This window comes from Calothrix sp. PCC 6303, assembly GCF_000317435.1.
Lineage (GTDB): Bacteria > Cyanobacteriota > Cyanobacteriia > Cyanobacteriales > Nostocaceae > PCC-6303.
Genome location: NC_019751.1, coordinates 260,692 through 286,432 on the forward strand (window position 1 = coordinate 260,692; position 25,741 = coordinate 286,432).

20 protein-coding genes and 6 pseudogenes are annotated in these 25,741 nt (G+C 38.3%); 10 read left to right on the forward strand and 16 right to left on the reverse strand.

All coding sequences use genetic code 11. The annotated features are described in order from the left end of the window. Positions 1-79: 79 nt before the first annotated feature. Positions 80-226, reverse strand: a pseudogene (locus CAL6303_RS30945) (nitrogenase molybdenum-iron protein subunit alpha); the annotation flags it as partial. A gap of 227 nt (positions 227-453) precedes the next feature. Here CAL6303_RS30945 and CAL6303_RS01070 point away from each other — a divergent pair. Next, complete coding sequence (locus CAL6303_RS01070; protein WP_015195988.1) at positions 454-1,755, forward strand: site-specific integrase; 1,302 nt, start codon at positions 454-456, stop codon at positions 1,753-1,755. 138 nt (positions 1,756-1,893) lie between these two features. Here CAL6303_RS01070 and CAL6303_RS01075 read toward each other — a convergent pair whose 3' ends face one another. The 5 genes from CAL6303_RS01075 to CAL6303_RS01095 all read right to left on the reverse strand — a co-directional run bounded on the left by CAL6303_RS01075 (position 1,894) and on the right by CAL6303_RS01095 (position 6,971). After that, a complete protein-coding gene (locus CAL6303_RS01075; protein WP_051036585.1) occupies positions 1,894-2,481 on the reverse strand; it encodes a hypothetical protein in 588 nt (195 codons plus the stop codon). Between the two features lie 127 nt (positions 2,482-2,608). Then, the gene (locus CAL6303_RS01080) at positions 2,609-3,274 is read right to left on the reverse strand and encodes an ABC transporter ATP-binding protein (RefSeq protein ID WP_015195990.1); all 666 of its coding nucleotides are present in this window, start codon (positions 3,272-3,274) and stop codon (positions 2,609-2,611) included. 179 nt (positions 3,275-3,453) lie between these two features. Continuing rightward, positions 3,454-4,719 carry an ABC transporter permease gene (locus CAL6303_RS01085; protein ID WP_015195991.1) on the reverse strand — a complete coding sequence of 422 codons (1,266 nt, stop codon included), beginning with the start codon at positions 4,717-4,719 and terminating at the stop codon, positions 3,454-3,456. Positions 4,720-4,763: 44 nt separating this feature from the next. Continuing rightward, on the reverse strand, positions 4,764-6,281 hold the full coding sequence (locus CAL6303_RS01090) for an efflux RND transporter periplasmic adaptor subunit (RefSeq protein ID WP_015195992.1): 1,518 nt from the start codon (positions 6,279-6,281) through the stop codon (positions 4,764-4,766). A 243-nt stretch (positions 6,282-6,524) separates the two neighbouring features. Further along, complete coding sequence (locus CAL6303_RS01095) at positions 6,525-6,971, reverse strand: hypothetical protein (protein WP_015195993.1); 447 nt, start codon at positions 6,969-6,971, stop codon at positions 6,525-6,527. 544 nt (positions 6,972-7,515) lie between these two features. Between CAL6303_RS01095 and CAL6303_RS01100 the strand changes: the two genes are divergently transcribed. From CAL6303_RS01100 to CAL6303_RS30135, 3 genes are all read left to right on the forward strand, one after another. Next, entirely contained in the window at positions 7,516-8,643 is a 1,128-nt protein-coding gene (locus tag CAL6303_RS01100; RefSeq protein ID WP_238993752.1) for a sensor histidine kinase, read from the forward strand. Further along, positions 8,643-9,293 (forward strand): response regulator transcription factor, encoded by a 651-nt coding sequence (locus CAL6303_RS01105; RefSeq protein WP_041738909.1) that lies wholly within the window; start codon positions 8,643-8,645, stop codon positions 9,291-9,293. Before CAL6303_RS01100 ends, CAL6303_RS01105 begins: the two co-directional genes overlap by 1 nt. A 284-nt stretch (positions 9,294-9,577) precedes the next feature. Continuing rightward, entirely contained in the window at positions 9,578-9,724 is a 147-nt protein-coding gene (locus CAL6303_RS30135; RefSeq protein WP_015195996.1) for a hypothetical protein, read from the forward strand. 124 nt (positions 9,725-9,848) lie between these two features. On the opposite strand, the pseudogene CAL6303_RS29700 reads toward CAL6303_RS30135, so the two are convergent. Then, a pseudogene (locus tag CAL6303_RS29700) lies at positions 9,849-9,989 on the reverse strand (ISNCY family transposase); the annotation flags it as partial. Between the two features lie 204 nt (positions 9,990-10,193). Between CAL6303_RS29700 and CAL6303_RS01115 the strand changes: the two are divergent. Further along, a pseudogene (locus CAL6303_RS01115) lies at positions 10,194-11,270 on the forward strand (ISKra4-like element ISCasp2 family transposase); the annotation flags it as partial. 51 nt (positions 11,271-11,321) lie between these two features. On the opposite strand, the gene CAL6303_RS01120 reads toward CAL6303_RS01115, so the two are convergent. Further along, positions 11,322-12,335, reverse strand: coding sequence for a transposase (locus CAL6303_RS01120; RefSeq protein WP_015195997.1), 1,014 nt, complete (start codon positions 12,333-12,335; stop codon positions 11,322-11,324). 197 nt (positions 12,336-12,532) lie between these two features. On the opposite strand from CAL6303_RS01120, the pseudogene CAL6303_RS01125 reads away from it, so the two are divergent. From CAL6303_RS01125 to CAL6303_RS01135, 3 genes and pseudogenes are all read left to right on the forward strand, one after another. Further along, a pseudogene (locus tag CAL6303_RS01125) lies at positions 12,533-13,126 on the forward strand (ISKra4 family transposase); the annotation flags it as partial. 35 nt (positions 13,127-13,161) lie between these two features. After that, a pseudogene (locus CAL6303_RS01130) lies at positions 13,162-13,641 on the forward strand (hypothetical protein); the annotation flags it as partial. Positions 13,642-13,715: 74 nt separating this feature from the next. Then, positions 13,716-14,174 (forward strand): hypothetical protein, encoded by a 459-nt coding sequence (locus tag CAL6303_RS01135; RefSeq protein ID WP_015195998.1) that lies wholly within the window; start codon positions 13,716-13,718, stop codon positions 14,172-14,174. A 257-nt stretch (positions 14,175-14,431) separates the two neighbouring features. On the opposite strand, the gene nifD is transcribed toward CAL6303_RS01135, so the two are convergent. After that, entirely contained in the window at positions 14,432-15,808 is a 1,377-nt protein-coding gene (gene nifD, locus CAL6303_RS01140; RefSeq protein WP_015195999.1) for a nitrogenase molybdenum-iron protein alpha chain, read from the reverse strand. A gap of 126 nt (positions 15,809-15,934) precedes the next feature. After that, positions 15,935-16,414 (reverse strand): annotated as a pseudogene (nifH, locus tag CAL6303_RS01145) (nitrogenase reductase); the annotation flags it as partial. A gap of 322 nt (positions 16,415-16,736) precedes the next feature. Between nifH and CAL6303_RS01150 the strand changes: the two are divergent. Then, positions 16,737-18,158 carry an IS110 family transposase gene (locus CAL6303_RS01150; protein ID WP_015196000.1) on the forward strand — a complete coding sequence of 474 codons (1,422 nt, stop codon included), beginning with the start codon at positions 16,737-16,739 and terminating at the stop codon, positions 18,156-18,158. A gap of 98 nt (positions 18,159-18,256) precedes the next feature. Here the strand turns inward: CAL6303_RS01150 and CAL6303_RS01155 are convergent, their stop codons facing one another. Further along, entirely contained in the window at positions 18,257-19,222 is a 966-nt protein-coding gene (locus CAL6303_RS01155; protein WP_015196001.1) for an aldo/keto reductase, read from the reverse strand. A 235-nt stretch (positions 19,223-19,457) separates the two neighbouring features. Beyond that, the gene (locus CAL6303_RS01160; RefSeq protein WP_015196002.1) at positions 19,458-20,021 is read right to left on the reverse strand and encodes a type 1 glutamine amidotransferase domain-containing protein; all 564 of its coding nucleotides are present in this window, start codon (positions 20,019-20,021) and stop codon (positions 19,458-19,460) included. Between the two features lie 345 nt (positions 20,022-20,366). On the opposite strand from CAL6303_RS01160, the gene CAL6303_RS30140 reads away from it, so the two are divergent. After that, complete coding sequence (locus CAL6303_RS30140) at positions 20,367-20,558, forward strand: hypothetical protein (RefSeq protein WP_158333118.1); 192 nt, start codon at positions 20,367-20,369, stop codon at positions 20,556-20,558. Positions 20,559-20,678: 120 nt separating this feature from the next. Here CAL6303_RS30140 and CAL6303_RS29705 read toward each other — a convergent pair whose 3' ends face one another. The 4 genes from CAL6303_RS29705 to CAL6303_RS01180 form a co-directional block, all read right to left on the reverse strand. Beyond that, complete coding sequence (locus tag CAL6303_RS29705; protein ID WP_238993753.1) at positions 20,679-20,879, reverse strand: hypothetical protein; 201 nt, start codon at positions 20,877-20,879, stop codon at positions 20,679-20,681. A gap of 50 nt (positions 20,880-20,929) precedes the next feature. Continuing rightward, a complete protein-coding gene (locus CAL6303_RS30950) occupies positions 20,930-22,099 on the reverse strand; it encodes a transposase (protein ID WP_015196004.1) in 1,170 nt (389 codons plus the stop codon). 104 nt (positions 22,100-22,203) lie between these two features. Then, positions 22,204-25,152 (reverse strand): tetratricopeptide repeat protein, encoded by a 2,949-nt coding sequence (locus CAL6303_RS28285; protein WP_015196005.1) that lies wholly within the window; start codon positions 25,150-25,152, stop codon positions 22,204-22,206. A 50-nt stretch (positions 25,153-25,202) separates the two neighbouring features. Continuing rightward, on the reverse strand, positions 25,203-25,727 hold the full coding sequence (locus tag CAL6303_RS01180; protein WP_238993754.1) for a DUF1822 family protein: 525 nt from the start codon (positions 25,725-25,727) through the stop codon (positions 25,203-25,205). Positions 25,728-25,741: the final 14 nt, after the last annotated feature.

The window sequence follows — 25,741 nt, forward strand, 5'->3', positions numbered from 1 at the left end:
ATAGAAGATAAAAGGTATATTTGCCTTCTTGCTTTTAACTTTTACCTTCTTATCCTATTTTTTATTCCCCAATCCCTAATTAAGCAGCTTTAGCAGCAGTTGCTTTCTTTTTCCAAGGAGTTGGAATCAAAGCCCAAGTAGGACTGTTGAGCGCCATGTCCATGTCACGAGCGAAGATAGCGAAGCCATCATAACCGTGATAAGGACCGGAGTAATCCTTTTTATGCTTATTCTTCTTTGATGATTTAAGGGTTAGTAAATAACGTTTTTTAGCCTGCTTATGTTTACGAATAACAAAAACATTTTTAGACTAAATATAGGCTAAATCAATTAAACCTAAAGCAAGATTTTTTAGTGTCATAAACCACAAATATTATTTAACAATATGAGAAGTCTTACGTCTATCAAAAATTATCATTTTACGTTCTATATTTCGTGAATCCAAAACAATACATGCAAAGCCAGATACACCTAAAATTGATAGAAGTTAATCAACGTTTGAAATCTGCAAAAACGAAAGTAACAATTAGAGAGTCAAATGGTAGTCTTCAATTAAGAGCAACCTTGCCTATCAAACCCGGAGATCGAGATGTTAACACAACGAAAAGAAAGCAGTACAATATCAGTTTAAATATCCCAGCCAATTTTGAAGGATTAAAAACAGCAGAGGAGGAAGCATACGAACTAGGAAAATTAATTGCTCGTCAAAACTTTGAATGGAATGATAAATACTTAGGCAATGATTCTCTGAAAAAAGACTTCAGTACAATAGGAGAATTATTAGAACGATTTGAAAAAGAATATTTTAAAACTCATCAACGCACAACAAAAAGTGAACATACTTTTTTTTATTATTTTTCTCGAACAAAGCGATTTACTAATTCAACTGATTTGGCAACTGCTGAAAGTTTAATTAATTCAATTGAACAAATTAATCAACAGTGGGCAAAATATAATGCAGCAAGAGCGATATCAGCATTTTGTAGCACATTCAAAATTGCCATAGACTTATCTAAATATTCTAAAATGCCCGAAAGTAATTCCCGTAAAATACCAACAGATAGAGAAATATATGCAGGGATTGCTAAATTTGAATATTATCAAAATTATAGAGGTAAACAGGTTAACCAAAATGTCCAAGATAGTTGGCAACTTTGGCGATGGACTTACGGAATGTTAGCTGTATTTGGTTTACGTCCGCGAGAATTATTTATTAATCCTGATATTGATTGGTGGTTAAGTTCAGAAAATGTAGATTTAACTTGGAAAGTCCACAAAAATTGTAAAACTGGAGAAAGGCAAGCATTACCACTTTATAAACAGTGGATTGAAGACTTTGATTTAAGAAATCCTAGATATTTAGAAATGTTGGCAACAACAATCAATAAAAAAGATCAAACTAAACATGCAGAAATTACTGCTTTAACGCAGCGAATTAGTTGGTGGTTTCGGAAAGTAGAATTAGATTTTAAACCCTATGATCTTCGTCATGCTTGGGCAATTCGAGCGCATGTTTTGGGAATACCAATTAAAGCAGCAGCTGATAATTTGGGACATAGTGTACAGGTGCATACACAGACTTACCAGCGTTGGTTCTCGCTGGATATGCGGAAGTTAGCAATAAATCAAGCTTTGAGTAAAAGAGATGAAGTTGAAGTAATGAGGGATGAGAATGGAAAATTGAAAGGTGAAAATGAGCGATTGAAATTGGAGGTTGAAAAGTTAAAAATGGAGATTCTTTATAAGCATTGTTGAAGATAGCTAAATCCGACTATTTTTCTTTGTCATGAAACAACATTTAAGCAAGCAGACAAAATTAATGTATCACTGAACCTGAATATAAGTTTGGATGTAAAGACGTAACAGTGCTACGTCTAGATGATTATTTAATTCTCAAAAGTTATAGCCAATTCCTAACTGCACTCCTACCTCAGTTTGCTGAAACAAACCAACATTAACCGCAGTCGTTGCCGTAAAACTACGTGATAGGGGTATGTCAATTCCTCCAGTCACTAATCCCCGCACATTAATATCTTCAAAGTTAGACTTTGCCCTTACCAACATACCACCTCCAATAAAGGGAACAAACTTAACTTGACCAGATGATGTTTTAACTGGAAAATTAGCAGTCAAGGCAAAGGTGGAGTCGTTTTTGTCACCACCAAATATGTTACTACCTCTAATTGAGAAGGAATCACTCAGGTCATTCTTTTGAAAAATGGTTATTCCCCCGTGACTCAACCCTTTCCCAACACCATTTACCCCAATGGTGCCACTAATGCCGATATATCTCCGCAGAGGCTTTTCTTTCTCAATTGAGGGTGCATCGGATGGCATTACAGTTGGAGAAGATAAAGGTTCGTTAGAATTGGGAGTAACATCACTGGGAATATTTATTGAAGGCAAAGATTGGGCTTGAATTGATCGATTGTTCAGGGAAAGTACCAGGGTAAAACCAATAATCACAAGGATAAATTTCATGGAAGTAGCATACATAGAAATGTCGATGTTAATTTTATTAGTAATTGTCTGTGGGAGGCGATCTTCGCCAACAAGTTAGAAAATCTAGAAAATATAAACCTATATTCATACAAGTGATTATTCGTTTTTAGTAATGTGTAATTAAGCCATCTTGGAGGTGAATAATTCGCTTTGTTTGGGCAGCAATATCAGATTCATGGGTCACAATTACAATCGTAATTCCTTGCTCGTTAAGTTCTGTGAGTAAATTCATTACCTCGTAGGAGGTTTGGCTATCTAATGCTCCTGTTGGTTCATCAGCGAGAATTAATGCAGGTTGATTAATTAATGCGCGAGCGATCGCTACCCGTTGTTGTTGTCCTCCAGAGAGTTGATTGGGACGATTCAAAATGCGCTCCCCTAGTCCTACTCTTGTTAAAGTTTGAGTTGCTTTTTCCCGACGCTGAGATTTAGGAATATTTGCATAAACCATAGGTAACATGACATTTTCTAGTGCGGTAGCGCGAGGCAATAAATTAAATTGTTGGAATACAAAACCGATACGTTGGTTGCGAATATAAGCCAGTTCATCAATGCTTAAAGTTGTCAAATTTCTATTTTCAAGAATATAGTTGCCACTACTAGGACGATCTAAACATCCCATAATATTCATTAGTGTAGATTTGCCAGAACCTGATGCACCCATGATTGCCACATATTCGCCTTGCTCGATTGCTAAATTAACACCTTTGAGTATGGGAATATTGACTTCGCCTAAATAATAATTTTTGGTAATATCTTCTATTAAAATCATATAAATTTTCAGGATGAATATTTGAGGCATAGTAACTATATATAGGACTCCTATTTGATTTCTGTTGGCGTAGCCTGCGCTTGCGCTTACAACCAAGTTGGTTATAAGCTTGCTATACAAAGGTTTATTTCTCAGTCTACTTAGCAAGATTCAAGTAGGATTCCTATAGTTACTATTGACTAATCGCTACGTAAAGCAGTAATTGGATCTAAACTAGCAGCATTCCGCGCCGGAATCACCCCAGAAATTAGTCCCACAGCACCCGATAAGCCAAAAGCCAAAATAATCGAATTAGAAGAAACTACAAACGGAAAATTAAAAGCTGTTGCAGCGCCAAATGCAATAATAATTCCTCCTCCAATCCCAATGACACCACCCACACAAGAAATAACAATTGCTTCAATCAAAAATTGATTGAGAATCGCCGAATTTGTGGCACCAATTGCTTTACGAATGCCAATTTCCCGTGTTCTTTCCACCACTGAAACCAACATAATGTTGGCAATGCCAATTCCACCTACTACCAGAGAAATTCCTGCGATCGCACTCACCATCAAAGTCAGTAAACTCAAGACAGTAGTTAAGGTTTTTAGTATGTCTGCTTGGTTGGTAACGCGAAAATCATCTATTTCGGGAGGCTGGATATCATGACGCGATCGCAGTAAGTTGGTAATTTGAAATTCTGCGGTTTTTATTTCTTCTTTTTTCCCGTATTTGACATAAATACCATTTACTGAAATCCCAAATAATGAATTATTTCCGACAATTCTGGCTGACATTGTTGTTAGAGGAATATAAACAGCATCATCTCGATCCATTGGACCTTGGGAACCTTTGACTTCTGTCACTCCGATGACTTCATATACTTCTCCCTGAATCCGAATTTTTGATCCAATTGGATTAATATTTTCACCAAATAATTTCTTCTTAACCGTCGGAGCAATTACTGCAACTTGTCCAGAACTATCTAATTCTTCTTGGTTAAAATATCTACCGGTTTCTGGGAAAGTATTTCTCGCATCCGGGTAATTTAAATCTGTTCCATATACTGTTGTCGAGGTATTTTGTCCTTCATAAACTACTTGAGATTTACTTTGTAAATAAGCAGAAACAACTTTTGCTGAGGGTGCTTCACTAGCAATAGCTTTTGCATCTTCCCAAGTTAAGGTAGTAGTTGAACCTAAACCTTTACTAATATTTCCACTTTTAGATTCACCTGCTAAAACTTGTAAAACGTCCGAACCCAAGCCTTCAATTTGTTTTTCAGTTGACTTTTGTACTCCTTCCCCAATAGAGGTAATCGCAATTACAGAGGAAATACCAATTATCATTCCTAACATTGTCAATCCTGTGCGTAATTTATTACTCCATAAAGATTCAATTGACATTGATAGTATTTCTAAAGAGGAAACAGAAGTATGCTTTTCTCTGGAAGTTAATTTCATACTCTATATAATTTTTGTATAATTTAATCGGAGATAATGACTAATTAACTCTCTTGTTTAGGTGGAGTAGGCAAGAAACCGCCCGATTGAGGTTTAGCGGCTTCTGGTGGTAGAGTTAATAACACCCTTTCACCACCTTTCAAACCAGACTTAATTTCAGTTTTATTGTTGACTGCAACACCAGCTTTAACTGGCACAAATATAGACTTATTTTCTGTATCTAAAATATATACACCTGTTCCTCGCTGATCGCGGATAACTGCAACGTTAGGAACTACTAATGCGTTTTCCTGTTGACCAACTTCAAATTCAACTTCCACATTCATCCCTGAACGTAAAAGATTTTTATTATCGGAAGTAATAGCCGCTTTGACTTCAAAACTAGTAACATTTTGTTCCACATCTGCTTGAGCAGCAATCTGTGATACTTTTCCCATAAACACTTTATTTGGATAAGCATCATTTTTGATTTTTAATGTTTGTCCAATCTGAATTTTAGCTAAATTTGATTCAGAAATATTTGCCACTACTTGATTATTAGCAGTCAAAGATAAAATCGAAGATGAGACACTAGAAGAACTTGCACCTCCAGCATTATTTGGAGTTACAAAAGAACCGGGATCGGCATATTTTTTAGTTACTACTCCATCAAAGGGAGCGCGAATCACTGTATCGTTAATTTGAGCTAAGATTGTCTGCAAAGAACCCCGTGCGGAGTTAACTTGCGATCGCGCTTGGTCTATATCCTCCTTTCTTGCGCCATTTTTGATTAAATTATAAGATTGTTGTAGTTGTTTGACTTTTGCCTGTGCTTGTTCGATATCTTCACTACGAGAACCAGTTTGTTGCAATTTCAATGCTTGTTCTGCTTCTTGAACCTGTGCTAATGCAGTATCCCTATTTGTTTGATATGTACTAAAACTTTGGCGAGAAATTGCCCCCGAATTTAATAACTCTTGATAGCGTTTTAAATCTGATTCTGCTTGATTTAGTGTGACTTTTACTCTTTTTAATCTTGCTTCTGCTTGTGCTATATCTTGAGGTCGATTCCCGGCAATTATTTTTTTGAGATTTGCTTGTGCTTCTTCTAACTGCGCTTGGGATTGACTAATATCTTCAGCACGATTTCCAGCAATTAATTTATTCAAATTTGCTTCAGCAGATGTAATTCCTGCTTTAGCCTGGGTAAGTTGTCCTTGTAAATTAGAATCATCCATGTAAGCAATGATTTGTCCTTTTTTAACAACATCACCTTCCTTTACTATTAGACTTTTGATTATACCTGCATTTTTAGGACTTAAATTAATTGAACGTTCAGCTTCAATTTTGCCATTGGCTGAAACCGTAATATTTAAGTTTTGTCTTTCAACTGGTTGAGTTGGTAATTGAGTTTGAGATTTTTGTCTTGGGTTCATGAGTAGAAAGCGAAACCCAGCAAAAATTACACCAATCAAGAAAGCGAAAAATAACAGCTTAATCGACCAATTACTTATATTTTTTTTGTTAATTCCAATACTGATTTTCGTCGAGTCATTAATCGAGCTTTGTGCGTCCATTTTCATATTTAACAAATTAATTAGAGATTCCCAAAATCGTGATAAATAAAATTACAAAAACACAGAGATAGAAAAAAGAAAAATAAATATATGCTATCTACTATTTCCATCTCTGTGATGATATAATCCTGGTGTAATGTGATTAACTTGCATTCATAAAATAGGGAGATAAATGCACAATGGGAACAACATTGTCACATCTCTCCTATTCTTCAACTCACTCTAGCCATGTAATAGGGTCAACGATTATTACCTACGAAATCCAAATGGGGTTCCACCACCTTGTTTTCGCATCATTGTCTCCTTAAGTTTTTGTTTTTGCTCATTTGTAAGGATACTAAATAACTGATCGCGTTGCCATCTTTGGACACCTTCCATTTGTTGCTTTTGCTGTCTGGATAAATTTAAGGACTTCATCACCTCTTGAGGATTTCTGCCTGTGTTCATCGCAGTTTTTAAATAATTTTGCTGTTCAGATGTGAGAATTTGGTTCATGCGATCGCTCATTTCCGTCTTCACCTCCTGAAGCTTTTCTTTTTGATCGTCGGTGAAATTCATATCAGGTATATTTTCTATCCCCCCTTGCATTTGCATATTTCCTGGTGGTTGAGATGGAAATTGTGCGTGAGAGATATTCGGTGTCGCACCCAAAATAATTATTGTGGGAACTAACGCAGAGATGACCTTCGTTTGCATTACTCTTCCTAATCCATTTTATTTGTATTCTTGTTACGGAACCTTTGATTCCATGCACTTATCGTATAAGCTATAATTCAAAACCACATGGTACTAGCGCTCTAATTTCATCCGGTACTTTAGTCCTAGTTAGAAGTGGCAGAAATAGTACTAAAGACTCTGGTGCTGACCTTTTAATATAGATTTAATTAGATTTAACACCATGATTCATGCCGTGGTTATTGATGGATCGGCATAGTTCACGATATTGAATAATTGAGATATAACAAATACTATATTTATTTGTTAGGCAACTATCTTAATATTAAAATCTTATCCATTATCATTGAATTATGTCAATCTTTTTGTAGTCTCTGAATTTTTATTTAAGAAATAGCTAAAATTAAAGCAAGCTAAAAATAAACTAGTTTAAATAGATATATCTTTTGTCTTAATTTATATGAACATAGCTCTGAAATTAAAAAATAATCTAAAAATAGAGCAGCACCCACTGCGTTTACTTCTATATTTAGAGTGGGTTTTACTTGGTATATCTATAATTATCATGAATTTACCTCCCGCACGTTTAGTGGGAGAAACAGAACGCGCAAATCCAATCCTATTAATTGCTAGTATCACAATTTTGGGGATTATGGGCTTAAGGTTGCCAAAGGGCAATAGATTCTCAAAAATTATCTATATATTTTTACAATTGCTATTAATTTTATTAGCAAATATTGGAGTAGGTGATATTGTTGGGTTTTCGCCTGGATTGTTATTAATTGTGGCAATTCGGAGTATTTTAATATTCAAAATATCTGAAAGTGTAATAATTATTGGTTTAATCTGGATATGTTTTATTTTTACTTTGAATACAATCAAAATTCCACCGAAAGTCCCCATAAATCCCAATGAAGGTTTTATCTGGATTGTCAAATTAAATGTTTTAATGCTATTTAGCTTAGTTTTAATTTTTGTTCTCCTTTTAGTAAACGCATTATTTTCAGAATTGAAAAGTCGTCAACAACTTGCCCTTGCTCACGAACGTTTACGAGAATATGCTCTGCGTATCGAAGACCAAGCAACATTACAAGAACGGAATCGCATTGCCCGTGAAATACATGATGCTTTGGGACATTCATTAACAGCACAAAGTATTCAACTTGAAAATGCATTAGTATATTTAGAATCAAACTTGGAAAAAGCCAAAAGTTTTTTATTAGAAGCCCGAAAACTTAGCGCTAATCTCTTACAAGAAGTTCGTTGTTCAGTAACAACATTGCGTTCTGACCCTTTGCAGGGCAAATCTTTAGATGCTGCAATTCAGCTTTTAATTGTAGATTTCCAAAGTAGAATGCAAATTAGTCCTAATTATTCTTTACGTAATAACTTATCAATTCCCCCGGAATTAAACAGGACGATTTACCGAATTGTTCAGGAAGCTTTGACGAATATTTCTAAGCATAGTGAGGCAACAAAAGTCAAAATTGATATACAGACAACCAAAGATTCCTTTCTTGTCCGTGTAGAGGATAACGGTATTGGTTTTGATCTTAAACAAAATACCACAGGTTTTGGGCTGCAAAGTATGCGCGATCGCACGAATGCACTAGGGGGACAATTTTATCTCAACAGTGAACCAGAAGCAGGTTGCAGTATAATGGCAATTTTCCCACTGTCGAGGCTGGAATGATGATTCGATTACTATTGGTTGATGACCAATCGATTATTCGTCAGGGTATCAAAAGTTTACTGGAATCTCAACCTGATTTTGAAGTAGTTGGTGAAGCCGAAAATGGCAAACAGGCTATATCTCAAGTCGAAATTTTACAACCAGACGTAGTTTTGATGGATGTGCGAATGCCAATAACAGATGGTGTCGCAGCAACAAAAGCTATTACGCAGCAATTTCCTTTAGTGAAAGTTTTAATTTTAACTACTTTTGATGATGATGAATATATTTCCCAAGGAATGCGATTTGGTGCTAAAGGTTACTTACTTAAAGACACACCTTTAGAACCTCTAGTAAATGCAATTCGCTCGGTACATTCTGGACATACTCACTTTGGTCCAGGATTATTTGAGAGAATCATGACTCCTACTGTAGAACGTACATTAGCAAAAACTTTTACTCGACCACCTGAGTTAGAACAATTAACTCCCAGAGAAAAAGAGGTTTTACAGTTAATAGCTTCTGGTGCGAGTAATCGTGAAATTGCCGAATCTTTGTTTATTGCAGAAAGAACCGTAAAAAACCATGTCACTAATATTCTCACAAGATTGAATTTAAGAGATAGAACCCAAGCTGCTATTTTTGCTAATTCATTTAGTTTTGAGCAGTAAAAGCATTAAAACAATTTCGTTTAAACCCTGATGATATCTAGTCCTCACCCTACGGATTACTTTCTCTTTTCCTATTCGTCTTTTTTCCTTTAACCGAAAAGTATTGCCTATTACCCGACCTTGGGTAGATGCTTAGAGTTTACTTTATAATTACTATAAGAAGTATATAAGTAAAAAGTTTTTCAATTTAGCATATTATTATTTAAATAAGAGATATTTTTTTCATTTGAAGCCCGTAAATTTATTTATGCGGGTTTTGAATTTTGAATTTGGAGTAAAGCAACGTGATTCAATCAATCGAGAATACCAGAATCGAAACAGTTAATACAAGTAGACAGAATGAAGAACAGCCAAAATTAGGTTTTTGGAAAAGTTGGCAAGCAATAATAGAATTAATCAGATTTATAGATGAGGAAGAACCAGGAAGATAACAAAAAATAATAAATAACTGCAAAAATCGTACTACGTGCTTTAAGAATCCTCTTTTTTCTGTTTTTTATTAAAAATAAGGATTTCTACCCGTTGGGTGTGGGATAATCTTTTTTTCACACCCTTTTTTGTATTACAATGAAAGAAATTAATCTTCTTAGACGAAAAATATTCTGTGCCATCTAACGCCACTAAAATTTATCCATCTAAGTAGAGAAACTTTGACAAAACTCCCTTTTTCTCTAACCATTGATAGATTTTTTGAAAATTTCCATACCTGCATTAAACCTATGGCAAAGCGTAAAAAAGACGATCTCCACTGGGTTAAAGAAACTCTAGAACTTAAACCCAACCATGCTTGGGATTCTCCACCGGAGTATAAAATATTTGGGTGCGACTCTTTTAGTAGTACAAGGTATGGTATAAGAGTAATAGGAGACAAGTCAACCAGAGTAATGTTTCAGTGCAAAAATGAAACAGATGCATCCTTGCTTGTCAAAAGATAAAAACGGGAATAAGTACGGACGTATGCAAGCATCTAGATCAAATCCAGGGATGTTTTGGGAAGAAGCACGAGAACTATTTGAAGAAATAGTTGGTTGGCTGGACTCAGATAGTATTTGTGGGTTGGAGCATGGAGAAATAGAAAGTAAGTTGCTTGATAATGGATATGAACTACTTAGAAGGCTGTTACAAGGATACTTTGATAAGCGTAGCCAAGACGAAACGGATTCTGAGTGGGTAGGAAAAGACCAAGCCAAGCGAACGCACAAGAAAAAATTGTCAAGGAAATTAACAACAATATTTGGCACAGTAATCGCAAACCGAATCGGTTACGGAGGTAGAAAGATAAACACCCTATTTCCATTAGATGCAGAGCTAAACCTACCAGCAGAACAATATTCTCACGGATTAAGACAACGAGTAGCAGTGGAAGTAGCTCGTTCAGGATTTAGGGAAACAGTGGATATTATCGAAAAAACAACAGCAGCCAAAATTGGTAAACGGCAAGCAGAAGAACTAGCGTACCAGAGCGCTGTCGATTTTGATGATTTCTACACATATCAACAGGCAGAAGCGGTACAAGTTGAGGAAATAGGAGAAATTGTTGTAATCAGTGCAGATGGGAAAGGTGTGATTGTGAGCCACTCGACACGGGCTGTGCCCAGTGTCGAAGTGGCGGTGCGTACAGAGGATTTACGTCCCCAAACCCAAAAACGAGCGCAAGCTTCCAGCAAGAAGTTAGATAAGCGTTTAACCAAAGGAGAAAAAGCCAATGCCAAACGAATGGCAACGGTAGCTTCAGTTTACACAATCAACCCGTTTGTTCGTACAGTTGAGCAAATAGTTAACCCATCCGATGAGGATAAGAAAATAAAGCGTCCTAAACCTATTGGAAAAAGGGTTTGGGCTTCTGTTGCCAAGGAACCAGAAGTCGTCATTAAAGAGGCTTTCGATGAGGCATTGCATCGTGATCCAGATCGGCAAAAACGCTTTTGTGCCTTGGTCGATGGTAATAAGCAACAATTATCGTTGATCAGGACTTACGCAACTGTCACAAGCAATGGTGCGGCTACGCCGCACCGAGCGCCAAACAACCTAAAAGGAAAACATTGGAATATTGGGACGTTTTAGTTGTTGAACTAAATAATTTGACAACAATCCATGCTTAATTTTATAAATTGTTTGACCACTTTTATAAGCTAAATCTTTAAGTCGAAGCCAGACTAAAATAGCGCAGGCAATATGATTTCTTTGAATACGACCCTTACGACATTGACATGATTCAAGACCAGTCAATTGTTTTAACTCTCGGTGAAACTCCTCAACCTTCCATCGAACTTTACACACTTTTTGTACAACGTCCGTAGAGTCTTGAGATAAATCATTTGTAGCGATAAAATCCGTTTTGTCAGTGGAGACAGTTACCCGGAACAGTTTCACTTTTTTAGCTTGAGGGAACTTTTTTATTTTAACTATTTTACCTGATTTTAACTCCTCTTCATCCCAAGATAACAATTCAATTCTTTGATACTCTTCTTCGCCTGCCGTATCATCAACAAGTCGATTACGTTTCAGAGGACAATAATAATATTTCCCTAATCCATCAATATATAACATCAATTTATTTGTCGCATACCAAGTATCCATTAAGACAGCTTTAAATGGTAAAGCCTTATGATAAACAAGGTTTTGCAGCATTTCCATCACATGGTCTATCTTTGTTTTTCCATCTCTATCTGGATCATAAATACGATAGTCAACTACCCAAAACTTTCCAATTTCATGATTTACATATACACAATTTACTAACCCAATCCCTTGAATTACACCATGCTCGTTGCCACTATATTGCCGTCTACTTGGCTCTATTTCAGTAGCGTATCGTTTATCAATTACTGTGTCATCAAAAACTAAGTAAGCATTATCATTGATTTCTATTAAATCTTTCACGTTATCCCAAAGAATCCGAGGCGTTAATTTTTCGTTCTTTAAATAACGATTGATTTTATCATGACTGATCTGCTCTAAATGGTCTGCCAAATTTGTCAGAGTATAATTAATCTGACTACTTAACAAATACTGGCAATAGTTAAGTTTAGTAAATCTCATAAAGCTACAGGATTTATTTTATGCATCCCTAGCTAATTTTCTCATGATTTGATGAATACTTAACACAACAGATTACTGTTACGAATTTTCGTAATTTCCTTTGAGGATGCCACATTAATTTAGTACATATCTACTATAAGAATGTGAAGCTTGCTCAACGTAAGTCGTTCGCGCTGTGCCAGTTGCGTAAGTCCTGGTTGATGAAGAAATTTACCAAAAAACATCACCTCGAACTGACTATTGTCCTGGATATTATCCATGTGATTGAGTATTTGTGGAAAGCAGCATTTGTATTTTATTCCAGTACGGATAAACAAGCCGAAGCCTGGGTTACGAAACGTTTGAAGTCTATCCTTGAGGGGAAATCCAGTGATGTTGCTTCTGGGATGCGAACAAGCGCGACAAAACGTAAACTCACACCCCAAGAACGCAAACCTGTGGATAACTGTGCCAGATATTTGCTCAACAACCGCGAATATCTCAAATACCATGATTATTTAAAAGCTGGGTTGCCAATTGCTACCGGAGTTATCGAAGGTGCTTGCCGTCATCTGATTAAAGATCGGATGGATATTACTGGTGCCAGATGGAGTCTAGCTGGTGCCGAGGCTGTTTTACGGCTTCGTTCTTTGTATATTAGCGGGGATTGGCATAAGTATTGGCGCTTCCATTTACACCAAGAGCATAAACGCAATCATCTTGCTCTGTATCAAGGTGCAATTCCCTTGATGAAGCGAGTTGCTAAAGCCCGTTGCCCTATTACCCCTTCACCCCTTCCAATACCTGTCTAAACTACATTTCCTGTCTTACTAAAAGAGCCGCACCCAAAATATTTGTAGCTGGTCTGGGAGCAGTTCGCTTCAATGTTCCTGGTGATTGGATTTTTGAACCTCAGGAAAAATCATTCAAGTTTCGGGATAAAAAAGACGATTGCTGTTTGGAAGTATCTTACAATCACTTGCCGCCCAACGATTGGAATCGATTTCCTCTGAAGGCAACTTTACAGAAAATTATGGAAGACGATAGTCGTGATGTGGTGGAAAGGAGTGAGGTTTTTGTTGTTAAACGGCAAACTGCAAAGATTGTTTGGTGTCAGATGAAGTTTATTGATGTTCAGGAGGAACCACGGGAAGCTTTTTCTCGAACTTGTATTGCTTTGGGCTCAAATATCCAGTGTTTGATTACGTTCGACTATTGGGTTGACCAAGCCGAACAACTAATACCAGTGTGGGATGAAGTTATGCGATCGCTTACTCTAGGATTGTATATCAGTGACCCAACAACTGGTTTTGCATCACCTGACTAGCTAAGTTAAATTTACTACCCTATTTTAAAATATCAGTATTCACTACTGGATTCTCAAAATTTATAATTAACTACATGACTAACAACTGGATTCAAGTCAAAGGTGTCATTAAACCAGGATATGGAGTAGCATCTGGCAAAGGTGGAGATTCCCGTTTTCCCCAGGGAACAATTGCGATGCAAAAGCCTTTCTTCCAGAAACTGGGTTTAGATCTCAGCCCATATTTTATGGGAACAATCAATATTTCAATTCACCCACATCAATATACAATTATCAATCCTAAATATACATTTAGGAACCTGAAATGGTCATCGACTGAACCAGCCGAAGATTTTTCATTCCTCGACTGTATAATCGTACTTGCTGATGCGGCTCCTCTCAATTCTTTAATTTATTATCCACATCCAGAAACAAAACCAGAACATTTTCAAACCCCTGATACTTTAGAGATGATTGCACCTTTCATAACCAACTTAAAATACGGAGATGTGTTACTCATGGAATTAAATTCTGCACAAATTGCCATTGTCTAATTTTAACATTATCAATAACTCTACTATGCATACATTCAATTAGTCTAAAACTTATATAATTGAAAGTGTTTTAAAATTTACAGATATTTTTATATATAGATATAACTAGACTTTGAACTGTAGTTATAATTACGCTTTTCTAGAATTTCAATAAGATGAAATATGCTACTTAGTTAATATGAAAATAATTCTAGACTAAAATATATTTCCTAAAAAACAAACTAGTAAAAAAACCTTGTATATCCTAGATTTGAGACTCAATAACCAGGTTCGGAGTAATCCCAAGAGTGCATTTGGCGGAAAGGTAAGCCCATTTTTTGGAAAACATACTTTTCTTTAATACCAGAAGCAACTAAGTCAGGCTTGCTGTGCTTAACGAATTCTTCAAATTCGTATGCTGTCACGTCATCGTAAATAATAGTAGCATTATCTACGTATTCAGTGGTACGTTTGTAATCATCATTGTGTCCAAATTCATAACCTGTACCAACAACTTTGATACCGAGGTCTTCAAATGCAGGAACAACGTGACGGGGACGCAAACCACCAACATAAAGCATGACGGTGTTGCCTTCAAGACGGGGACGGAATTTTTTGAGGATTGCGTCCATGGTTGGTGTGTACTTAGCGATGACTTTCTCAGCATTTGCTTTGATTTTGTCATCAAACTTAGCAGCGATTTCACGTAATGATTCAGCAATCCGAGTAGGACCAAAGAAGTTGAATTCCATCCAAGGCATGTTGTAGGATTCTTCCAAAGTCCGGCAGATGTAGTTCATCGAACGGTAGCAGTGGATAAGAACCAATTTAGCAGCAGGACCTTGGATCAATTCGTTAATAGTTCCATCTCCAGACCATTGAGCCACTACCCGTAAACCCATTTCTTCTAGCAATAAACGGCTAGACCATGCGTCACCACCGATATTGTAGTCACCAATTAATGCTACATCATAGGGGCTTGGTTCAAAGCTGATTTTGCCTTCTTTTTTAGCTTTGTCATGGAGTGGGAATACCCAGTCACGGATAGCATCGTTAGCAATGTGGTGTCCTAAAGATTGGGATACACCACGGAAACCTTCACAACGTAAAGGTACAACTGGTTTGCCAATTTCTTTTGATGTCTTCTTAGCAACAGCTTCGATGTCATCTCCAATCAAACCAATTGGACATTCCGACTGAATGGAAACACCTTTGTGGAGTGGGAAAAGTTCTTCAATTTCGTGGACGATTTTGACAAGTTTTTTGTCACCACCAAACACGATGTCACGTTCTTGGAAGTCTGATGTGAAGTTCATGGTACCGAAGCTATCGATACCAGTTGTACCTACATAGTAGTTACGACGACCAGACCATGACCAATAACCACATCCTACAGGACCATGGCTGATATGAATCATGTCTTTGATTGGTCCCCAAACCACACCCTTGGAACCTGCATAAGCACAACCACGAGCGGTCATTACACCAGGAACAGATTTTACGTTAGACTTAACGCCACAATCCGACTTACCCTCTTCCATTACGTTGAGGTGTTTTTCCCGTTTTTTGCGGGATTTTTCGGGGTAAGCTTCAAGGACTTCTTTAATCAGTTCCTTATGTTCTTCAACGAGGTTCTTATTTTCTGGAGGTGTCATTCTTCTGCCTCTATTTATTTGTGAGTAGATATATTAGGAATAATGGAGTTTTTTTCAACTAGCGAGGAAAGAGAAGGTAAAAGTAAAAAGTTAGACTTTCTACTTTTCCTTTTCCTACCACATTAGTTATTTGCTAGCAGCAGCTTTGATTTCAGGTGCTGCGTGCTTGGTATCATCATCAAGGATACCGAACTCGATGAGTAGTGCTTCGAGTTCATCCATTTCAATAGGTGTAGGAATGGTGAGGTTTTTGTTGTTGATGATTTTCTTAGCCAAGGTACGGTATTCATTACCCTGATCGCTATCAGGTGCGTACTCGTTAACAGTCATCCGACGAAGTTCAGCGTGTTGAACAATGTTGTCGCGGGGTACGAAGTGAATCATTTGAGTGTTCAAGCGTTTTGCCAAGGTTTCGATCAACTCGACTTCCCGGTCAACTTTACGGCTGTTACAAATCAAACCACCCAAACGTACGCCACCTGTGTGAGCATACTTCAAGACACCACGAGCAATGTTGTTAGCAGCATACATCGCCATCATCTCACCTGAGGTAACGATGTAGATTTCTTGCGCTTTACCTTCACGGATAGGCATAGCGAAACCGCCACTTTCCGCTAACTACCACCAAAATTAATGGGACAGAGCACTAGTAGTGCGTCAAGAGCTAATTGACGGATAGATTTTCTTTAGAGCGGTTAACGGGGGGCTTCGCATCCCCCGTTATGGGTTAAAGAAACTTAAAAATAGAAATACAAATTTTAGGTATGCTGTTAGAAGCATTCAGACAGCCAAAACCGGAGCGTCAATGGTGCATTAATAGTCCGTTGTAGAGCGTGGTTCTGGGAGTAGAGATTATGAGATTGGTGAAGTAAATTATTTTGCTATCCCGCTTAGAAGAATTATAATTTTTAATCATTCCCAGGTCAGGATGCTTCTAATTGCTGGAGTTTTGGAGATGAAAAAGCAAGGAAAGAACAAACAAGTATCAGTTGGCGAAAAAGCTCAAGTGTTTTCACAAAAAGGGTTTGAACTGATCAATCCAAATGCAGCAGGTATAGACATAGGAGCAAGCGAACATTGGGTAAGTGTACCAATAGGCAGAGATAGTGAGTCGGTACGACGGTTTGGCTGTTTTACATCAGACTTACAGGCAATGGTTACTTGGTTGAAGCAATGCGGAATCAAAACAGTAGCAATGGAATCAACAAGCGTTTACTGGATTCCGATGTTTCAAATATTGGAGACAAGTGGATTTGAAGTACGTTTAGTAAATGCTCATTTCGTCAAGACAGTGCCGGGGCGCAAAAGTGATGTCCTAGATTGTCAGTGGCTACAACAATTACACACCTATGGGCTGTTATCAGGTTCATTTAGACCAGAAGACCAAATTTGTGTTTTACGTAGCTACATCCGTCAACGAGATAATCTGATTCGTAGTAGTAGTACTCATATATTGCGAATGCAAAAAGCTCTTCAAGAGATGAATCTACACCTCAATCAAGTACTAAGCGATATTACAGGTATTACAGGCTTAAAAATAATACGTGCAATAGTTGGGGGGGAACGTGACCCAAAAGTATTGGCATCGATGAAAGATTGTCGGGTTAAAAGCAGTATCACAGAGATTGAGAAAGCCTTGACAGGAGATTACCGAACTGAACATATTTTTGTTCTCAAACAAGAATTACACCTGTATGAAATTTATATTGCTCAAATTCAACTGTGCGATATCGAAATTGAGCAGTATCTAGGCAGCTTTGAGGACAAAAATGGAGATAAACCCCCCTTACCCCCTGAAAAAACTAAAAAAACTAAGGGTAACTCACCTCAATTTGATTTACGCTCTCATCTTTACCGTATTAGTGGTGTTGATTTTACTGCTATCGATGGCTTCGGTGTTTTAACTGTTCAAACCCTACTATCTGAAGTTGGGCTTGATCCTGGGCGTTTCCCAACTGTTAAACATTTTACATCTTGGTTGGGTTTATGCCCTGGTAGTCGTATTAGTGGTGGCAAAGTCCTCAGTTCAAAAACCCGCAAAGTTGTTAATCGTGCTGCTACTGCCCTACGGGTTGCTGCTCAATCCCTTGCTTCCTCTAAATCTGCTGCTGGTGCTTTCTATCGTCGTAAAAAAGCTCAACTTGGTGCCCCCAAAGCAATTACTGCCACTGCTCACAAACTTGCCCGCATTTTTTACCACATGTGGAAACATGGAGACACTTATGTTGACACTGGTGCTAATTCTTATGAGCATAAATACAAACAACGGGCTATTAGTAACCTCAAGAAAAAAGCCAAAGACCTTGGATTTGATTTGGTTGAACAGCCCCAAATCGTGGAAGTTTCTTAGAAGACAGCAATTTACCCCGTCTCTCTAACCGTCAAGATAAGTTTTACAGACTACTAGTTATGACCAAGGTTTGTAAATGCCCTCAAATACAGTCCTATTTAGACACTAACCTGGTAAAATAGTGTACTCAAAAAGGTTTCGATTTCCTTAATTTCATCATCACTTAAGCGGAATTCACCTGCACCGATGATTCCTTCCACCTGTTTAGCGTTGCGCCCACCAACAATAGCACCAGTAACCGCTGGATGTCTTAGCGTCCATGCGATCGCAACTTCACCAGGAGAGCGTCCATATAGTTCTCCGATTTGGCGTAGTAATTCAACTAGATTTAGGTTGCGCGAAAGGTTCGGTTCCTGGAATTTTGGGCTGCGTCGTCGCCAGTCATCATCTGGTAAATTTTTCACACGCTCTCGTGTCATTGCACCAGTAAGCATACCAGATGCCATTGGTGAGTAGTTGATTATACCTATTTTTTCTTGTTGACAGAATGGCAAAATTTCCTGTTCGACATCTCTATCTAGGAGGGAATAGGGTGGTTGTAAGGAGGTAATCGGTGCTATTTGTTGAATACGGCGCATTTGCTCCACATTAAAGTTGGAGACACCGATATAACGAATCTTTCCCTGTTTCTGTAATTCTGTTAGCGTAGTCCAGCCCTCGTCAATGTCAGCGTTGGGCCAGTGGATTTGGTAAAGGTCAATCACATCAGTTTGCAATCGCTGTAAACTCTCTTCAACTTCTCGCCGCAGAGAATCTGCCTTAAGGACGGTACTAACTTCACCCTTATTGTTCAAGACTTGAGAACATTTGCTAAAAATATAGGGACGATCAGACACTCCTTTAAGAGCATGAGCTACTACTTCTTCAGAATGTCCCAAGCCATAGATAGCAGCAGTATCAATCCAATTTATGCCCAAGTCAATTGCTCGTCGAATGGCATTTATTGATTCTGTATCATCTTGTGAACCCCAGCCATGAGACCATCCACTTCCACCAATTGCCCAAGCACCAAAGCCAATAGGTGTGATGTAAAGGTCAGAATTACCAAGTTGTTTAGTTTGCATTTATTTTTCCTCAACCTCAAATTGCCATAAAGTAATTGCCACTAAAGCGGTAGTTAGTATTTTGCTGTTAAACATCATAAGATTCCTGTTAATTACGTATTTTGGCAATGAATGATAGTGAATTCAGAAAAGTAGCGATCGCAAACTTGACGGCAATTACTTATACAGAGAAATGAAAAATGGAGTTTTGCGAAAACTATCGCCACAGTTACTCACTCTCTAAAACTGATAATTATTAACGCAAATTGGATGCTGTTGGCGCAAACTTTGCAAACAGCTTCAACATTTCCTGATTGAATGCGGGGATATCCTGCGGTTGACGACTTGTGACCCAGTTTTGATCTACGACAACTTCCCGATCTACCCAATTACCGCCAGCATTGCGAATATCATCTTGAATCGTATAGTAACTGGTTAAGGTGCGTCCTTGCACCAAGTTAGCAGAGACTAACTCCCAAGCTGCGTGACAAATAATTGCAAAGGGTTTATTATCTTGCTGCATCTGCTTAAGGAAGGATTGTACTTTTGATTCCATTCTCAAGGTATCAGTATTGAGTGCGCCACCTGGTAATAATACCGCGTCATACTCGCTTGGTTGTGCTTGGTCTATCAGGCGATCGACATTTACAGTTGTTCCTTTATCCTGATGCCGAAATGCTTGGATTTCTCCAGATTTATTTGAAAGAATTTCTACTTTTGCACCAGCTTCTTTAAGTGCTTTTACTGGTTCTGTCAGTTCAGTCTCTTCAAAGCCATCGCTTACTAGTACTGCTACTCGTAAATTAGATAAATCAGCCATAATAATCTGCACCTTTGAGCCTATATTTTCTGATGATTGGATTGAACCGAGCAATCCAACCCCCTTAGCTTATGATTTTGTTTCTATTTGAACCTTTGTCCTAAGGCATATTTTGTAGTCTGCGATCGGGAAATTTTCCAACTCTACTAATTGGATCTGTGCTGGACTTAAGTCTTTCTTCCACTCATTTTCTCAAGTTTGTCAATGAATCTGGATGGATATCGCTGCGTTGCCGATCCTAGTTCTCCACTAACAGAAATTTTTCGCCACTTTCCCCTAACTACACTAAAAAATGGGCGTTGCTGAATCAGGGGATGATTTCACTAAATTTTCAACGATTTTTCAATGGGTTCCAACGCTAATTCATCCCGCACTTATGCAACGCCAAAAAACGAAATGTCTTTGCGAAGCGTGCCGAAGGCATTTCAATTTGACATCGCTTGGAGTAAAGTTGTTTTACCAGTACCATTATCCCCCAAAACCAAAAAGCGAACGACTTACGTCGCGCAAGCTTCGCTGATTGTGTTCAGGGTTTGATTTTTGAAGGATACTTCAAGGTTGTCAAAACGCTTGAAGTTGTTGATCCGGATAGACTCAACTTTCATACAGAACCCCGATGAGCGCTACTGTAATAGGTTAACAGATAGTTCCACCAAATTACTTTCTCCAAACTGTCGATGAGATAATTTTAGCTTCCACATCATCTAAATAAAAATCATAAACAGGTTCTCCAGATAATTCACAACGAAGCGGCTCAATAATTTTACTAAACGGATTCCAAACTACCGTTACAGTTCGTCTTGCCTTCTTTCTTTGCAACTCACACTGAATATGTACCGTAGGTAAATTGATAATCATTGCACTGTGCAAGGAAGCCTGACTGCCTGACAGATTTGTTTGAAAAGCAGTCAAACCCAGGAATTAAAGGAGTAAATTCGAGAAAAGCATATTCCGAGATTGTCATCTTGACGAGCTTTATTGGAGGCAAAACTTGGTTGAGGATCTTGTGATAACAAAGGAATTGGGGTGAGTAATTGTCGTCCCTTGTGAATAACACCTTTGAGCCAGCGCAAACCAATCTTGAGATAACTTAAACCACGATTCCAGTGGGGGTCAACACAAGTACGTAAACCAGCAATTTGTACAGCCATGCCGTGGGTTGTACTGTAAAGTAAAGCTAAGGCGGCAATCAAATACAATCTCTCCAAAGATTCGGCATCACGAATGCGAGAATCTTCGAGTTCAAATGCACCTGATTTACTGTCCAGAAATAGTTCCTCTACGCAGAACCTCAAAGCATACTCATGCAATGTTTTTAAAGCTGGCTCTTCGTCTGTAACAACTGCCCAATGCTCGGATACCACTTCTGGATAGGCGACTACCAAATTACAGCGAATTAGGCAATCTTGCCACAGTCCAACGTTACGATAAAAAGCTGCTTGTCCTCGATTTGGATAAATTGATTTTACATGTGTTGGGTAACGTCTAACTCCATGCAAGCATGTATCACTTGGGATACGTATACAGTAATGCCAATTGCTTTTTTGCAACCAACTCAAGAAATCATGATTTGCAAAGCCCCTATCTGCAAGTATCATAATATCGGAATCACGGCGTAGTAACCACCTAGCTTTACGTAGCATCACCTCGTATTCCTTAAATGCAACCGTTGCACTGTTATGTTCCAATACTCTCCACAATAAAGGGATTGCTCGCCCACAACACACCACTGAGATGTGAATCATGCAGAAACGATTCCAAAGCATAGTTGTATCTAATGCCAAATACAATCGATGTTTTTCCCAGTCTTTGAGTGCCAACAATGCCAATGGCAAGTATATTTTTTCAACGTTAATCCTTATATTTTCAAGGAATCTATGCCACCTGCGCTCGTAGCTTTGAGCTTGTTTGGCATAACTGTCTACATATGGTTCCCATGCGCTCAAACTTAACTGACCACTACATATCAGCCCATTAATCATCCAAGCAAGAGTTTTTAAATGACGCAAATCACGGTAGGTACTGTATTGACGTAAGTATCCTAATACCTGACTATAAAGTTGGGTTGAGTTTGACATGGTATTTTTTGGTAGAAGTCTGGTAACTTTACCATCTCATGTCTCTCGACCTTTTTTACTAAAATCCTTGATTTTGCTAGGCTTTTCAGAGTTCTGTCAGGCAGTCAGGTCATAGCCCACTGTCGAGGATATTCTTCTTTCGTTAAAACTTGTAAAGCTCCTTTATGAGCAGCGATCGCCTTTTCTAAATTTTTGCTTTTATCGCCATGAAAGCGGTGAAGATAGGCATTAGCCAAATTCATGTGTACTTCTGCCCAATTTGTGGGAAAGGCTGCTTTTGTATAGACTTGTAAAGCAGATTGATTAGCAGCGATCGCCTTTTCCACGTTTTCTGCTGTATTACTATAGCGATAGGCAGATGCCAGATTCATTTGAGTTTGCGCCCAAAGTTCTGGGAAGTCTTCACGAGTACGAATGGAAAGAGCATTTTGATAACAAGCGATCGCTTGTTCTAAATTTTCAGCCTTGTCTCCTAAAATGCGTTGGCTTTGCCCGCCGCAGGCATCGCGGTAAACAATGCCGAGATTGTTTTGGATCTTTCCCCACTGTTCAGGGAATCTATCACGACTACAAACCTGCATGGCAGCTTCACCTGCCTTAATCGCCAGTTCTACATTCTCTACTTGATCGCCACGAATCCGATAGCCATAAGCAATAACCAGATTACTTTGAATTTCTGCCCAAAGTTCGGGAAACTGTTCACGGTTACAGACTTGTAAAGCCTTGTGCAAGTAAGAAAGGGATTGTTCCAGGTTTTCTGCTTGCTCACCTTTTATTCGACGGTGGTAAGCATTGCCTAACATAAATTGACACACACCCCATTGTTCTGGGAAAGCTTCGCAAGTCAAGACTTTGGAAGCAATTTCGTAACCTGTGATAGCAATCTCTAAGTTGTTCGCCTCACTACCCTGTCGAAATTCTTTAATCAGAAGGCTCAAACCTACAAGACTTGCAGCAAGTCCTGTTGCATATTCTGGCGGTGCTTCAGACAGCATGGCTTCTGTCTTCAAACGCAATACAGTCGCAAAGCGTTCATCAAGTTTGTGTTTATTTGCTTCGAGTAATGGGTATACAACAGCTTTAGGATTTTCTAGGTTATTGTCTAGGTTCTTGAAAACTGCTTCAAATAGCTGAATCTGAAATAGTTCGCGGCTCGCATCTTCAATCTGTTCCCATTGTTCAGGAAAATTTTTCTTAGTAAGAACACTAGCTGCTACCTCATAACCTGTAGCAGCAATTCTTAAGTTAATTGCTTTATCGCCTTGTGGAAACTCCCGAATCAGATTACTAAAACTAAAAATAGTTGTTGCAATTTGAAGAGATTGTCCTGATGATATGTGTCCGAAAACATCCACAAGCTTTTGTAAGTGTTGAACAAATTGTTCATCTAATTTATTCAGGTTATTTTCTAGTATTTGATATACAGCTTGTGATTCTCCATTGCTTTCAGCAGTTACTTGTAATACCTGCCCAAGGAATTGTAAATTTGAGTAAATTTGTTGAAATTCATTATTATCTAAAAGATTTAAACCCTGTTGATAACCAGAACGTTCTGCATATTCTCTAGCTTTATCTCGTTCCCCATTAGTAATACAAAAAACCACCATCTCTGTGTATGCAAGAATTTCTTGTTCCTGAGAAATTCCAGCCCAATGACAGCTTTGCTCAACAGCTTCAATGGCGATCGCATAACCTTCAAAAGCTTCTGCTTTCATGCCAGCAGCCAAAGCTGTCTTACCTAAAGTCAATCCAGTTGTGATGCAATATCTAGGGAAATTGGTGGGAGTGAAAACTTGTAAGGCGGCACGAAGACATTCAAGTGCCTCAGTAAATTTATCTGTTTCCCAATAAGCATTTCCCAGAATACTTTTAGTTCCTGCCCATCGCTCAGGATAATCAGAAATAGTGTAAATTTCTAAGGCGTTAATGTATGCCAAAATCGCCTTTTCTAGATTCTTTTGTTTATTGCCTAAAATTCTTTGAGCGTAGGCAGAACCGAGGTTATTTTGACTGCTAGCCCAATAATAGGGCGATGCCGAACGTGTACGTACTTGTAGCGCGACTTGATAACAAGCGATCGCCTTTTCTAAATTCTGTGCCTTATCACCTTGAATTCTACAAAGGTATGCATTCCCCAAATTATTTTGAAGAGTACCCCAAAGTTCAGGAAGTTGAGCGCGGTTAACAACTTTTAAAGCAGTTTCATAGCAAGAAATTGACTTTTCCAAATTCTCGGCTTTGTCTCCTATAATTCTGTCAGTATAGACAAGACCGAGATTACTTTGCAGACTCGCCCACTCTTGGAGAAAACCGTCGCAGGTGTAGATAAACAGGGCATTATTACAAGCAGCAATTGCCTTTTCTTGGTTATCTGCGCGATTTCCTCGAATCCGATGGCGGTAAGCCGGTGCTAAATTTAATTGGATATTAGCCCAAATTCCTGGGACAATCTCATGGGGAAAAATCTTGGTAGCAGCTTCTAAGCCAGTAATGCTAATTTCTAGGTTAATTGCCCTGTTACCCAAGGGAAACTGCCAAAGCAACGTGCAGAAATCAACGATACCCAAGCCTACTAATCTTGCTTGTTCTGTTATTGAGTCGTTGTTCAGTAGTCTAAAGTTTATCCAGTAATTAAACTGTTCATAAAAATTATCATTGAGTTGATCTAAGTTAGCTTTAAGTAGACGATCAAGGGCTTGTGGGTTGCCTTTATTTTGTGAGATCGCCCACAATATTTCACCTAAAAAAGCCGGAGGTCTGATAGGATTATCTGTTGCTGAAGGCTCATCTATGTATAATCCCAGTTCTTCAACCAACCAATCAGCTAAATTTTTTAAAAAGTAAGCAGAACGAATATCTCCTTGGTTAACCCGGATTTGAGCTACCATTTCCAAAGTTTCTACAAACGCAGCATCAACCAAGTGTGCGTATTTCCTGAGAATCTTCATTTCCCTGCCACTAGGACAGTTGAGTAGCTGTTTAATCAGCTTGAAATAAGCTTTTTGGCGTTGAGTAAAATCTGGTGATTTTTGATAACCGAATCCTTTAGCCATGACAATTGGATGTTTTGGGTAGTTATATACATCATTCCCAACCGCTCAAACTACGCAACATCTCCCCAAATTTCTACTAACTTCTCCAATAGCATTTCGGCTAAATCTTGTAATTCGCTATCATCTTGCTGAATTGTTTCACGAGTAGCACCAACAGCGCGAGTATCTCCAGCTAATATTTCCCCTCCGGCGTAGCGCCACTCAAATTCATCGCCAGTTCGGTAAAGAAGCTCAAATTTTGCCACAATCTCTGATAAAGGTTTGTTATCTAATACAGAGCGTACTTGTACTGCCACCGAGTCATCAGTTTGCAGAAAAGCGATCGCAACTTCAAGACGAGTAATTTGCTCAAGGAGAGACTCAATCGGCTGGAGTTCTGACACTGCTAGCTGTGCAGGCGGATTCACTTCATCAACGGCTGGTGCAAATCCCAATAGCTGCACTGAATCTAGGCTTTCCTGAAACTGTATAGCTACATAGCCAATCCTATTTTCTATAGTATCTGGTAATAAAATGACAGTTTCTTGGGGTAAAACTGGACTGCATTCTAATGTCCCCACATTTGGAATTACCAAATCAGCTACATTTA

Bases quoted from the DNA above. Each gene is read 5' to 3' on its own strand.
- CAL6303_RS01070 (WP_015195988.1), top strand. From the start codon at position 454: ATGCAAAGCCAGATACACCTAAAATTGATAGAAGTTAATCAACGTTTG.
- CAL6303_RS01075 (WP_051036585.1), bottom strand. From the start codon at position 2,481: ATGAAATTTATCCTTGTGATTATTGGTTTTACCCTGGTACTTTCCCTG.
- CAL6303_RS01080 (WP_015195990.1), bottom strand. From the start codon at position 3,274: ATGATTTTAATAGAAGATATTACCAAAAATTATTATTTAGGCGAAGTC.
- CAL6303_RS01085 (WP_015195991.1), bottom strand. From the start codon at position 4,719: ATGAAATTAACTTCCAGAGAAAAGCATACTTCTGTTTCCTCTTTAGAA.
- CAL6303_RS01090 (WP_015195992.1), bottom strand. From the start codon at position 6,281: ATGAAAATGGACGCACAAAGCTCGATTAATGACTCGACGAAAATCAGT.
- CAL6303_RS01095 (WP_015195993.1), bottom strand. From the start codon at position 6,971: ATGCAAACGAAGGTCATCTCTGCGTTAGTTCCCACAATAATTATTTTG.
- CAL6303_RS01100 (WP_238993752.1), top strand. From the start codon at position 7,516: ATGAATTTACCTCCCGCACGTTTAGTGGGAGAAACAGAACGCGCAAAT.
- CAL6303_RS01105 (WP_041738909.1), top strand. From the start codon at position 8,643: ATGATTCGATTACTATTGGTTGATGACCAATCGATTATTCGTCAGGGT.
- CAL6303_RS01120 (WP_015195997.1), bottom strand. From the start codon at position 12,335: ATGAGATTTACTAAACTTAACTATTGCCAGTATTTGTTAAGTAGTCAG.
- CAL6303_RS01135 (WP_015195998.1), top strand. From the start codon at position 13,716: ATGACTAACAACTGGATTCAAGTCAAAGGTGTCATTAAACCAGGATAT.
- nifD (WP_015195999.1), bottom strand. From the start codon at position 15,808: ATGACACCTCCAGAAAATAAGAACCTCGTTGAAGAACATAAGGAACTG.
- CAL6303_RS01150 (WP_015196000.1), top strand. From the start codon at position 16,737: ATGCTTCTAATTGCTGGAGTTTTGGAGATGAAAAAGCAAGGAAAGAAC.
- CAL6303_RS01155 (WP_015196001.1), bottom strand. From the start codon at position 19,222: ATGCAAACTAAACAACTTGGTAATTCTGACCTTTACATCACACCTATT.
- CAL6303_RS01160 (WP_015196002.1), bottom strand. From the start codon at position 20,021: ATGGCTGATTTATCTAATTTACGAGTAGCAGTACTAGTAAGCGATGGC.
- CAL6303_RS30140 (WP_158333118.1), top strand. From the start codon at position 20,367: ATGGGTTCCAACGCTAATTCATCCCGCACTTATGCAACGCCAAAAAAC.
- CAL6303_RS29705 (WP_238993753.1), bottom strand. From the start codon at position 20,879: ATGATTATCAATTTACCTACGGTACATATTCAGTGTGAGTTGCAAAGA.
- CAL6303_RS30950 (WP_015196004.1), bottom strand. From the start codon at position 22,099: ATGTCAAACTCAACCCAACTTTATAGTCAGGTATTAGGATACTTACGT.
- CAL6303_RS28285 (WP_015196005.1), bottom strand. From the start codon at position 25,152: ATGGCTAAAGGATTCGGTTATCAAAAATCACCAGATTTTACTCAACGC.